Origin of the sequence: Gluconacetobacter sp. (assembly GCF_047721585.1) — a bacterium.
In the GTDB taxonomy this organism is placed as follows: Bacteria; Pseudomonadota; Alphaproteobacteria; order Acetobacterales; family Acetobacteraceae; genus Gluconacetobacter; species Gluconacetobacter dulcium.
This window is the reverse complement of record NZ_JBDNXE010000114.1, coordinates 1-13,221: the sequence shown is the minus strand read 5'-3', so window position 1 is coordinate 13,221 and position 13,221 is coordinate 1. Positions and strand designations below refer to the sequence as shown.

The following is a 13,221-nucleotide window of genomic DNA, read 5'->3' as shown; positions in this document are numbered from 1 at the left end:
CTTCCGGGGTGCTCGGGGCGGCGGGCGCCGCCGGGGCGGTCGCAGCCGGAGCGGCCGGGGCCGCGGGAGCCGCCGGGGTGGCCGGCGCTTCCTGCGCGAAGGCCGGAATGGCGGCGCCCATCAGGGCGACGGTCGAAAGAGCGGCCAGGAAGCGACGTGTCGAAACGATCATTGAATGTCTCCAGAAATCAGGATGTCATCCCAATCAACACCCGGATCCGTAACCGGAGAACGCCTCCCCCGCAGGCATGGGGCGCAAGGCGGCATACGGACCGTGCATGATAGTGGTAGCACGCCGCCCGAAATCCGTCTCGTATTAAAATATGTATATATGTGCCCAGTTGCGGGCACATTGCCTTAATTGCAACGTAATCTCAAACTTAAAAACGTTACGAATTACGACACGCCATCAGCCGTCGCGCGAACGCATGTCGATCCGGTCGCGGGCATAGATCTCGATCCGGTTCCGCCCGGCCTCCTTGGCCGCATACAGCGCCCGATCCGCCTGCTCGATCAGCGCACTGATCTTGATCCCGCCCCGGAAGGTCGAAATCCCGCCCGAAATGGTCAGCGCAAGCGTCGCGCCGGTGGAGCACGGAATGGCGCTGGCCTCGATCCGGCTGCGGATGCGCTCCGCATATTCGGCGGCGGCGGCACTGGAACTCTCGGTCAACACGATCAGAAATTCCTCGCCCCCGTAACGGAAGACGAAATCATTGCTGCGCACCGACCCCATGATGATCTCGGCGACATGCCGCAGCGCCTCGTCTCCAGCCAGATGCCCGGCGCTGTCGTTGATCTTCTTGAAGAAATCGATATCGAGCAGAATGATGCTGAATTCCTTGTCGTGCGACAGGGAAAACGCGATCTCGTTCTGGATCACCACATCCAGGAACCGGCGGGTCAGCGTCTTGGTCAGCGGATCCAGCCCGCTCTGCAACGCCTCCATCGCCTGGAACAGCCGGTTGGTCAGAAAGGTCACGTCGCGGATATTGTTCCGCAGTTCCGCCGCAAAACCGGAAGGCACCCCATCACTCGCCCGTACCGCCACGATCCGCCGGTCGATCCCCGCGATCATGGTCTGGAGCAGCGCGAAATCCTCGGTTCCCTTGAACAGATTCTGCCCCTTGTGCGCCATCCACAGGCCGAACTGCGACTCCGCGATGGTCTGCAGGTCAACCAGCCTCTGTTCGCACAGGCAGAACAGCGCCTGCGTGCTCCAGTCGAAGAAGGTCGTCTTCTGTGTCTCTTTCTCGAAATTCAGGTCCTGTCCCAGCGAGAACATCTTGAAGGACTGGTCCTGCTCCACCTTCTTCTTGAAATCGGTATTGTAGGCGCTGTTCATGTAGGTCATGGCGAAATCGACCATGGACTGGCAATAGATCACCGCCCGAAGCCGATCGTCCTGCGACTCGAAATAATCGATGATGAACAAGTTGAGGCTCATCTTGATGAAATAGAACGCGTACGAGACCAGGCCGGGCGAAATCTCAAGCTGCGCATGGACCGAGCCCACGCGCTCCTGCAGCGCCCGCAGGCCGGCCATATCGGTCTCCTGCTCAGGAAACAGGCGCTCCAGCCAATTCTGCAGGCTCCCCCGCAGCCGCCTCTCCACCGTATCGCGTTCGAGAAAAAGCGCCGCCTCCGGCAGGTTCAGCAACGCCTCGTAGAAATTGATGACGCATGTGCGGCCGTTCCGACGCACGATTTCGCAGAGTCCATGCCTGATCGTTTCCGGAGTATGGGCAATGATGTAGCCCCATTGTTCCTCGGCAGGCATAGACACGAAATTCTCCGCGAAAAACACGTCCGCTTCCTTTTCAGAAATTTTCTTGGTTCAGGCCCTGCATCGTCAAAGAGATCGTTGCACCAGCAGCCACCCAGGCAGGACGCAAGCTGATTTCCAGCGCGGCTATCAGATTTACCCTTCCGAGGCAATTTCTCTCATGACGTTTTTATAACGTCTTGCCTTCCGAAAATGTCGCGCCGGACCACGCTTTGATACAGAAATTCCAGGTCCGTTAAACAGGTCGGGCCATGACAGGCTCCGGGGGAAGAATACCCCCGAAACCCGCCATGGCCCCACTCGGATTCTACCCGCCCGTCGGAAAGTCAGCCTCTCCGACGGCCAGTTCTAAGCCTGTTCAGGCCGAAGCGCCGGCACGGTCACGCTTCTTGCGCTCGTGCGGGTCCAGATAGCGCTTGCGAATCCGCACGGCCGACGGCGTCACCTCGACCAGTTCGTCATCCTCGATATAGGCGATCGCCTGTTCCAGGTTCATCTTGCGCGGCGGCGTCAGCAGCAGCGCCTCATCCTTGCCGGCGGCGCGGATGTTGGTCAGCTTCTTCTCGCGGACCGGGTTCACTTCCAGGTCGTTCTCGCGCGAATGCTCGCCGATGATCATGCCGATATACACCTTCTCGCCGGCATCGACGAACAGGGTGCCACGGTCCTGGAGCGAGTACAGCGAATACTGCGTCGTCGCCCCGTCTTCCGACGAGATCAGCGACCCGTTGCGGCGCCCCTCGATCGGCCCGGCCCAGGGCTGATAGCCCGAGAACAGACGGTTCATGATGCCGGTGCCGCGCGTATCGGTCAGGAACTCGCCATGATAGCCGATCAGCCCGCGCGACGGGATCAGGAAGGTCAGACGCACCTTGCCGCCGCCCGAGGGCTGCATGTCCTGCATCAGGCCCTTGCGCATGGCCATCTTCTCGACGACCACGCCCGAATAGGGCTCGTCAACGTCGATCAGCACCTCTTCGTACGGCTCTTCGCGCTCGCCGGTCTCTTCATTGGTGCGGAACAGCACGCGCGGACGACCGATCGTCAGTTCGAACCCTTCGCGGCGCATCTGCTCGATCAGCACGCCAAGCTGCAATTCGCCACGCCCGGCCACCTCGAACGCCTCGCTCTCCGGGCTCTCGGAGACGCGGATGGCGATGTTGCCCTCGGTCTCCTTGAACAGACGGTCGCGGATCTGGCGCGAGGTCACCTTCTTGCCCTCGCGGCCGCCCAGCGGGCCGTCATTCAGGCGGAAGGTCATCGACAGGGTCGGCGGATCGACCGGCATCGATTCCAGCGGCACCGTCACTTCGGGCGAGGCGATGGTCTCGGGAATGGTCGCTTCCGACAGGCCGGCCACGGCAACGATGTCACCCGCCTCGGCCTCTTCCACCGGCACGCGGTCCAGGCCGCGGAACGACAGCAGCTTGGTCAGACGGCCGGTCTCGACCACCGATCCGTCGGGGCGCAGCACGCGCACCGGCATGTTCACCTTCGCGCGGCCCTGCTCGACGCGGCCGGTCAGCACGCGGCCCAGGAAGTTGTCGTTCTCCAGGATCGTGGCGACCATGGCGAACGGCGCTTCCTTGTCCACCTTCGGCGCCGGCACATGGCGCAGGATCAGGTCGAACATGGGCGCCAGATCCTTGCGCGCGCCCTCAAGCTCCTCGTCCGCCCAGCCCTGACGGCCCGAGGCGAACAGCATCGGGAAATCGAGCTGCTCGTCATTCGCGCCCAGGGCGGCGAACAGGTCGAAGATCTCGTTATGCACTTCGTCGGGGCGGGCATCGCTACGGTCGATCTTGTTGACCACCACGATCGGCTTCAGCCCGCGCGCCAGCGCCTTGCCGACCACGAACTTGGTCTGCGGCAGCGCGCCCTCGGCGGAATCCACCAGCACGACCGCGCCATCCACCATGCTCAGGATACGCTCGACCTCACCGCCGAAATCGGCGTGGCCCGGCGTGTCGATGATGTTGATGCGGGTCTCTTTCCACACCACCGACGTGCACTTGGCCAGGATGGTGATGCCGCGCTCACGTTCCAGATCGTTGCTGTCCATCGCCCGCTCGGCGACATGCTGGTTCTCGCGGAACGACCCGGACTGCTTCAGAAGCTGGTCGACCAGCGTCGTCTTGCCATGGTCGACGTGAGCGATGATGGCGATATTGCGGATATCCATACGTGTGTGACCTGACTTCCTTCGCGGGCCCGGACGGGCAAGCCGGCCGACCGCGCACCCTGCGGGCAGCGGCCGGAACCGACGGATGATCTCTTTTCACCGCGCTAGATAGAGGGGACGCACGCGGATTGCACGCGAAACTTCACCGCGCGGCCCCAACCCTGCCCCGCGCGCCCCTCCCGCACGGCCTCGGCAGCAGGCCGGGCATGCGCTGACCGATCGGTCAGTGACGTGACGACGGCACGTTTCCGGCAGGGATGGCCCGTCCCTGAACGCGCGAGACGAAGCGCGTCGCCTCATTGCTCCGTGTGCGGCCAATAAGGATCGCGCGAAATGAGACTGGCCGGATGACTCACAAGCTCGGAACCACCCCGCATACGCGAGACCGCGCCCGCCGGATCGTCCAGACCGATCACCCGGCCCCTTGCGCCCTCCTGGCCGAACGGCACACACCCCCACGGCGCGAGAGCCAAGGGCGCGACGCGATCGCACGCCAGCGGCGCTACGCTCAGACCGCTCGACACGGGATGCTCTCTCCCTTCAGGCACGAACCCGCCTTCGGGAGATGGCGAACCATGCCCGGCGCAGACGATCCGTTTTTGCAGGGCAGGGATCACGCCGGTTGCCGCATGACCCCACGACCGTTGCACAGCGCCATCCCACGAGTCTGGCATGGAACGCCCGACGCATCCTGCCGGGGGCAGCCCCATTTCTTGCGAGGGTCCGCCCTTCGGAACTTGCAGCACGTCTGCCCCACGACCTTGGCCCTGAGACGAGGGGCAGAGTGTTGATTTCAAAAAGTAAAAGTCGCTATAGTTCGGAGTGGAAATTTCACCAATTATAGATAAGATTTCCGTAAACTCGGCGTCCTTGGCCAATATAACATTGGTATGTGGCGCAACTAGTAACATAATATTTGTTCGTGAGATTTGAAATAGATAGCTGCGCCCGAAGTCCTTCCAATTCCGGCACACGTCGGCCGAAATCGTAATGTGCACCGACATCAAACAATATATAATCTGGAGTTTTGTACGATTCAATGTAATCCGAGTATGTTGTTCCAACATACCGGATACCACCATTGATGCCGAAGCCAGAGAGCGATTTGTTCGCAAAGGTATAATCTGCAAAAATATTAAGCATGTTTCTGGGAACATATGGGACAAACTTCCCACTTTCACCTACAGATGCGCCATAGCTCCCTGTAATAGGATTGTATGATTGATCTGCATTTGAACTCCTTCCGAAACGAACATCCTCAAATGTATAGGACGCAACTAGTTTGAGGTTTTTTGTGATATTAGCATTGGCAGAAACCTCGAAGCCTTGGGATTTAACCGTTCCTCCGTCAACACTATATCCACCGCTATGAACCAAATCAGCAATAAGATAATGATTCTCAACAATATGGAATGCTGAAGCAGTAAATAAAACATCGCGTCCGGGAATTTTATACTTTACACCAGCTTCGAGCTGCTTTCCACTTAGAGGGGCGAACGGTTGCCCAAGCCAATTTGTCTGTGTTTGGGGCATAAACGACGTACCATAGCTGAAATATGGAGAAAGACCCAAGTCAAAATTATAAATCAAGCCACCTCGCCAAGTGAATGCACTGCGTGGCTGGGGATTTTTTTCCGTCGGACCACTATCAAATGATCCTTCATAATTCATTTTATACATACCATGACTTTTATAATCAACCCAATCTTGGCGCCCACCCAAAAGAACAGATAATCTTTTATACTTTAATTGATCCTGAAAATAGATCCCTTCTTGAAAGTAAGAGTATTTATCATTTTCTTCATAGACGTTGCATTTTGACGAACTGAGGCTGTAGCAAGGCGTATAACTGGGCTGGGGATTATAAACATTAAGAATAGGTGTATTGAAATCAAATTGCGACACTTCATTTGACGAATAATTTCGAAAATCAGTTCCGAACACCCACGTATTCATAACATTCTTGATATGGAATTTTCCGTATACCCTGGTATCCAACGCCGCTTGTGTTGCCACATATTGATTAGCCCATGGTGATACAGAAATGTTGGGAATATCTGTTACCGAAGAGAAATACGAGCTTTTCTGATTATAAATATTTCTTTCCCATCTGAAAATCTGACTGAAAGATATGTATTTATCAAAATCATGCTTGAATTGATATTCAAACATCGCGTCTTTTTCTCCGACGTCATTAAAATTTGGCAAACCAAGGAATGTATGACGGGAAATACGCGCCAAATTGCTATTAGTAATTAGAGTCCCTTGGACTGGGTAAGCCGAACCTGTCCCGTCCCCGGGAGTATACATATAACTACCGAGAAGTATCAGAGACGTTTTAGAGGTAATGTCCCATGTAAGCGAGGGAAGAACGCCTACCCGATGGTAATCAACATGGTCAATCTGAGTTCCTTGCGTTACACCAATCGCCGCAACACGATACCGCACATTGCCGCTTTTTGATAACTTGTCACTTATGTCTATCGTCGTTTCATAGCGCCCCCAATTGCCAAACCCTAACGAAACTTGGTGCAATGGGGTTTTCGTTGGTTTCTTCAAGCTCATATCGAGCATTCCACCCGGATTCAATTGTCCGTACATAACTGACGCTGGTCCATTGACGGCCTCAATACGTTCAAGGAAGCTTGTTTCTCCGGCGGAGGAAGAACGACTTATCAACCCGTCCACAAACTGCGCGGTGGCAAAACCTCTTTGATAAATTGGCACATTTGAATTCTGTGATGCCCCTGTAGAAGAATCGCCGCCGCCTTCAGCGTAAATTCCAGGAGTGTATCGAAGTGCTTCAGCAACATTCTGAGGCTGCTGGTCGATCATTTCCTGCTTCGTAACAACGTATATTGAATTGGGGATTTCTGTGATGGGGGTGTTGGTTTTCGTTCCAGCCATTGTGGTGTCGGCAACATATCCCACCCCTGGACCGGTGGGGTCTTGACGTACGAGGGTTCCACCCACACGAACCGGACCAAGGATGATGCTGGCTGCCGCTTTCGTCAGCACAACGGTTCGGCCGCCGGTGATCGTGTATGTCAGGCCAGTCCCGGACAGGATCGCATCGAGGGCCTGAGCAGATGTCATCGTGCCGCTGACACCATGCGTTGTCAGAGATTTTGCAAGATTGCCATCAACGGAAACCTGCCACCCACCTTGCTGCCCGAACCGGGCAAGACCATCGTCAAGAGACTGAGCCGGAATGGAAAATGATCTGACAGCCTGAGCGCTCTGGGAAAGTTCCGCCCCATAGCTTTTCGTCACGGCAGCATTCAGCAACGTCGTACTGCCCAGCGCGACAAGCCACGCGACCCGCCGTCCGCGCCGCTTCATTCCATCGTCAATCGTCATCACCTTATCCGTTCCCATGCGCATGGGCCGTCACAATTGCGAATGCAATGCAACCGCACCCCTCATTGGGCTAACGAATGGGCAGAGAGCGTTTTTCAGAAAAAAATGACGCGGGGTGACGAATCGCTCTACGGCGCCGCCAATATCGTCAGCCAGGGCGAAACCTGATGCATCTGGGCATGATGCGCGGCGGCGATCGCCCGAAACGCGCCAACCGGGTCACGTGCGTCATAAACGCCGGTGAGTGACTTCTCCCCAAAGGATGATCCGTAAAGGACGACGACCCCCCGGTAGTAAGGCCGGAGCCGATCCACGACGCTGGAGACGCTGTTTTCCTTGGCAATAATCTGCCCCGCCGACCATGCGCCCACATCGTCCGGCGCCCCGCTCCCATGCGTGACGCTCACGCCATTGCCGACAGTGCTGATCCGCTCCCACGTTCCGGCATCGAGATCGTGAAATCCACCCGAAACGTCCCGCACCCGGACCTCGCCTTCCCGGACAGAGACCTCTTCTTCCCCCCGAGCCAGTCTGACATCGAAAATGGTTCCGATATCCGTCACGGTCAATTTGTCCGTGTGAACCTCAAAAGGGCGCGCCATATCATGTCGAACCATGAAAAGCGCCTCGCCTTTCAAAAGACGAATATCCCGTTTTCCTACCGAGTAAGACAGTTTTACCGCGCTGCGCGGTGCCAGTATCAGTTGGCTACCATCGGCAAGATCGACTGTTCGCGTCTCCGCCGTGCCCGTGACGTAATCGGCCTGCAATCGAAGCAGCAGATCAGGGGCGCATACCACCGTAAAGGCGGCAGCAACCGCGAATGCGACAATCGAAACCCTGACAAAACTGGCGGATCTTCTTTTCAGCCTGCCGCGCTGCAACGCAGCGTTTTGTCCCCCACCTGATGCAGTCACCCATTTCTCGCGATAAAGCGGACCGACCTGGCGGAAATTCTCAAGCCCCCGCGTAAGGTCCCGCCACTCCGTCCGGTGATCCTCAGCAGCAGCAAGCCATGCGTCAAAACGCGCGCCGAGCACAGGATCGTCAGGCTCTTCCGAAAGAGCGATTTTCCACTCAACCGCCGTTGTTGGATTGAAGTCCTCGCTCACGCTTCGCCCGCACCCTTCCTGTTCGCCTGCCTTGCGTCCGCGACGACCGGGAGCAATCCGAACAGCACATCTCCTTTTATGCGACGAATGAAGACTTGCATCTTTTCAATGAATTACCGCTTGCCCACCCGATCAGGATTCAGGTGTGGAAAGACGTTTACGACAATGTTCCATACCCGCCGCGACAAGGGAATGGGCCATTCCGATAGAGATACCGAAATGCGCCGCTATTTCCCGCAGCTTTCGTCCGTCGAACAGATGCATTTCCAATGCGACGCACGTCCGTTCCGGCAGTTCCGCCATCGCGGCGCGCATCGCCCGCATGTCGGATTTCCCCGAGGCCTCACCTTCCGGTGTCGGGGCATCCGCTTCGATTGTTTCGGAAGAACTGTCTATCTCATGATCAAACAATCCGGCCTCGAATTGGCGCCGTCGATAGCGGTCGAACGCCAGATTCCGGATAATGCGGTAAACATAATTCAGCGGGTCCGCCAGAACGCGCCCTTGCGTCGCGGTCGTCAGGCGCAGAAAAGCATCCTGAACAACATCTTCCGCCAGGCTATCATCTCTCATGATCCCCCTGGCGAAACGCACGAGATCAGTGCGGTGTGTCGCGAAAAGCGCGAAATATTTATCCGGCTGTCCCACTCGATCTTTACGCCACGCCCGCTTCCGGCCCTGCCCTCCCTCTCAGAGCCTGACCGCAAATGCGCGCTGGTGGCGTGTCCTCCGCGCGTTTCCTGCGCTTCGGTGCTCACGGCCATCAAGGCCGCTCCGCTCCGATGCTCGGAAACACACGCCGGGCGCGGCCCTGACGGGCCGCTCTCGCTCACCAGCCCGCATTTGCGGTCAGGCTCTCAGGAGCACGATCAAGCCATCATTGCCTCTCTCGCACCGCCGCAAATGCGACACGTTCTTACTTTCCCCTAACGTTAAACGCGATCCCACGCAAGCGGTAACGCAGGATCGCAGCGATCGGCCGCCAGGCGTGCTCGTCCGCACGCCGATGTCCGTTCACCGGCCCCCCCCGGTCGGACCATCACATGCGCGCCCGCCTGAAAACCGGGGCCGCGTCTCCGCCGGCCGGTGCTTATTCCAGGCCACCCGACAGGCACGGAGCGCCATATCGTCCATCCGCGGACGGGGCTCCATAAAAGTACCCCTGCCCTTCAGAGCACCCTTCCGCCGTAACGAGATCATGCTGGGCCTGCGTTTCCACCCCTTCGGCAACGACGCGCAATCCAAGGCGCTGGCCGATCGAGGCGATGGCACCGATCACGGCGGCACATTCCGGCCGCTCCATCGCATCGCGCACGAATGACGAATCGATCTTGATCTTGCCGAACGGAAAGAATCTGATCTGGCTCAGCGACGAAAAACCGGTTCCGAAATCATCCAGAGTAATATGCACCCCCATCCGGCGCAGGGCGTGCAGGTCTTCCATGACCCTGTCGAGCAAGTGCAGTTCCGCCGTCTCCGTCACCTCGATCTCCAGCCGATCCGGCGGCAGCGACATTTTCCGCAGAATGAACGCGACCTTCGGCACCAGCGTGTTTCTGCCCAGATGCCGCGCCGATATATTCACCGCGACACGCGCCTCGTCCTGCCACGACAACGCCGCGAGACAGGCTTTTTCCAGCACGAAATCATCCAGCAATTCGATCAGGTCGCTCTGCTCCGCAATCGGGATGAATTCCGCGGGAGACACCCATCCGCGCAACGGATTGTTCCATCGCACCAATGTTTCGCGCGACACGACGCGACCGGTCTTCAGCTCCACGATCGGCTGGAAGAAGAGGAACAGTTCCTCCTCGTTGATCAGCGCGCTCCGTAATTTCTTACTGATCCTGACCTGTTCCCAGGCTTGCGTGACCAGATCCTCGGAAAAGAAACAGACCCGCCCCTTGCCCGCTCTCTTTGCTTCGCTGAGTGCCAGATCGGCATGACCGATCAGAATATCCGCCAGAATGCCATGCTCGGGCATCAATGCGATCCCGATGGATGCATTGAGCCACATTTTCTGCCCCCCGACATCGAACGGCGCATCGAAGACGGAAATGATCCTGTCCGACAGAGCCGACACCTCTTCGACGGAATTTTCCGAGAACAGACATAAGAACTCGTCGCCGCCGATCCGGCTGAACATCACATACTGTTCTTCTTCCACCTCGATTGCTTTGAGCCTGTCGGCAAATTCCCCGATCACCCGGTCTCCTACCTGGTGACCATATGTATCGTTGATGATACCAAACCCGTCCAGATCAATATAAATAACGCTGCATTTCTTGACCACGCCGTCCATGAATTCCGACAATTTCTTGAAAAACAAGACTCTGTTAGGAAGATCCGTCAGAACGTCATAATGAGCCATATGGTATAATTTCTGGTTGGACACGATTTCGGCCGTGACATTTTCCAGCGTCAGCATACTCGCCAGATAACGACCGGCCGGGTCCATCACCGCGGATACTTTCAGATCGAGCGTCTGATCGCCGATATGAACCCTGGCGTAATGCGGCAGATTTTTCGCATCCGACAGAATGCGCCTCTGGTAGGCCGGGTTCTTATGAAAGACATCAACCGAAAGCCCGATCAGATTGTTCACATCCAGATCGAAATCAAATATATGTTTAATGCTCTCAATAATCTTCTTCGCGCCGTCATTCACATATATAATATTGAAAGTCTGCGAATCGACAATAATCACGGCAACCGGCAGCGAATCCAGAATGCCGGTATGAAGCTGTATGAAATCGAATGCGTCCAACATCATTGTCCTTGAATGACTCTTTTTATATCGCACGGAACAGCGGGCTGAAGAAACCAGGGAACACCCCGTGACACAGAACCGGATCACACAGAACCGGATCACACAGAACCGGCACGCTCATGCGCGACTGCCCGTAAAGGTGCGGAACCCCGAATAAGGACGCAGCGGCGAAAGCAAAGGCTTCCTGCCAGCAGACCTGACGCATCATCGGGCCGAACGGCCTCATCCGGCCCGATCGTGATGCGCGACAAAACAAGGCTTCAGACCCATGCACCAGCGTCAACGGATACGGCTCAAGCGCCTTCCACCAGAAACCGGTTCGGTGGAAAGGCCCCGGCTTATCGTTTGAACGCGTATCGTCCCCTGCCTGAAGACACGCATCCAGACAGGCTCTGCCCTCGATCGCCCTGCCGGTCGAAAGCGAACGTCGCCGCGCAGGTCCGCCTTCAGGCCGGGGCCCCTACCAGGACCTTCTGTCGCCGACGGGTGCGGTCCTCCAGGACCGGATCGGCGACCGGTTCAGTCCCGACATGTTCGATTACCCGGCCCGACCCCGAACGGGAAATCCTGAAGCGTCCAAGCGTCTGGGACAGGGTTTTCGTCTCACCGGTCAGGTTATGGCTCGCGGCCGTCGTTTCCTCCACCATCGCCGCGTTCTGCTGCGTGACGCGGTCCATGTCGCTGATCGACGCGGTGATTTCCGAAAGGCTGCGTGCCTGCTCCTGGGTGGAGGTGGAAATCCCTTCGATCCGTTCGGCAATCCCCTTGGTCGTCTCGGCAAACGCGCTCAGGTACCCCCCGGTTGTCTGCACCAGCGCCACCCCCTTGGACACCTGCTCGGACGCGACGGTAACCAGCCCCTTGATCTCGTTCGCCGACTGGGCCGCCTTTTCGGACAGCGCGCGCACTTCCTGCGCCACCACAGCGAAGCCGCGCCCGGCATCGCCCGCACGCGCGGCCTCCACGCCGGCGTTCAGCGCCAGCACATTGGTCTGGAACGCGATATTATCCATCACCGAGATGATTTCACCGATCGCGTCGGACGAGACCTTGATCCCGTCCATGGATTTCGTCGTTTCTATCATGACATCGGTGGCCAGCCGGACTTTTTCCAGCGCCTGACGGGTTTCTTCCGTCGTTTGCGCGCAGGCGCGGGCGGTCACCTGCACGCCTTCGGTCACGGTCCTGACCGAAATCGCGGCCTGACCGAGATTGGCCGCCTGCTTTTCGGTCCGCTTCGCAAGATCGTCGGACGCCGTGGAAATCTCGGCCGCACTGGTCGCAATCAGGTCCGAACTGCCCGCCACGGTCCGCAGGGCCACGTTCAGGCCCTGGATCGAATTGTTGAAAGCGTCGCGCAAGGGCGCGAATTCGCCGGAAAACACAGGGTCGGCAATCTGCTGGCTGACATCCCCCTGGGCCATGTCGCTCAGCGCGGCGCCCAGAACCGAGATGACCTTGCTTGTCTGCTGGTCACGCGCCTGACTGCGTTCGAAGGCTTCGCGGATCTCGACGGCCATCTTTTCCTGGTTTTCGCGCGCCGCCGTCTGTTCTTTGACGTTGCTGGCAAACGCCACCATGATCCGCGCCAACCTGCCGGTGCAATCCCTGTTCTCAAAATACGGGATGGTGTCGGCGATGATCCCCCGCCCCAATTGTTCGCCGACCTGCACCAGCTTTTCCGTCGGCACGATAACGGCCCGTTCCAGCACATGCCAGATGCTCACGACCCCCACCTGACTCAGCACGAACATGACCGCAGCCATGTACAGCATATGGAGAGCGCTGACGTGCAGGAAATACTCGGCAACCGCCAACGCAATTTGCAGCAGCGGATAAACCTCCTCCATCAGAAGAACCACCCGGATCTTGATGCGGACAGGAGCGTCTTTATACAAATATTGAAGCACGATTATAGCTTTTTTCTTGAGTTCGGCACTTGAGGATATTTCATAACCCAAGAACAAAGTCAACGGAATAGAATATTTATAAATTTCTCCTATATATTGTT

General features: G+C 57.5%; 7 protein-coding genes. All 7 read right to left on the bottom strand.

Going from position 1 to position 13,221, the window contains the following annotated elements:
* Positions 1–409: 409 nt before the first annotated feature.
* The gene (locus ABF821_RS16575) at positions 410–1,780 is read right to left on the bottom strand and encodes a GGDEF domain-containing protein (protein WP_415530827.1); all 1,371 of its coding nucleotides are present in this window, start codon (positions 1,778–1,780) and stop codon (positions 410–412) included.
* 364 nt (positions 1,781–2,144) lie between these two features.
* A complete protein-coding gene (typA, locus tag ABF821_RS16570; protein WP_183010239.1) occupies positions 2,145–3,968 on the bottom strand; it encodes a translational GTPase TypA in 1,824 nt (607 codons plus the stop codon).
* An 831-nt stretch (positions 3,969–4,799) separates the two neighbouring features.
* Complete coding sequence (locus tag ABF821_RS16565; RefSeq protein WP_415530825.1) at positions 4,800–7,328, bottom strand: TonB-dependent siderophore receptor; 2,529 nt, start codon at positions 7,326–7,328, stop codon at positions 4,800–4,802.
* A gap of 128 nt (positions 7,329–7,456) precedes the next feature.
* Positions 7,457–8,440 carry a FecR family protein gene (locus tag ABF821_RS16560; protein ID WP_415530824.1) on the bottom strand — a complete coding sequence of 328 codons (984 nt, stop codon included), beginning with the start codon at positions 8,438–8,440 and terminating at the stop codon, positions 7,457–7,459.
* 132 nt (positions 8,441–8,572) lie between these two features.
* On the bottom strand, positions 8,573–9,088 hold the full coding sequence (locus tag ABF821_RS16555) for an RNA polymerase sigma factor (protein WP_183010242.1): 516 nt from the start codon (positions 9,086–9,088) through the stop codon (positions 8,573–8,575).
* Positions 9,089–9,530: 442 nt separating this feature from the next.
* The gene (locus ABF821_RS16550; RefSeq protein WP_415530822.1) at positions 9,531–11,213 is read right to left on the bottom strand and encodes an EAL domain-containing protein; all 1,683 of its coding nucleotides are present in this window, start codon (positions 11,211–11,213) and stop codon (positions 9,531–9,533) included.
* A gap of 443 nt (positions 11,214–11,656) precedes the next feature.
* Complete coding sequence (locus ABF821_RS16545) at positions 11,657–13,060, bottom strand: methyl-accepting chemotaxis protein (protein WP_415530821.1); 1,404 nt, start codon at positions 13,058–13,060, stop codon at positions 11,657–11,659.
* Positions 13,061–13,221: the final 161 nt, after the last annotated feature.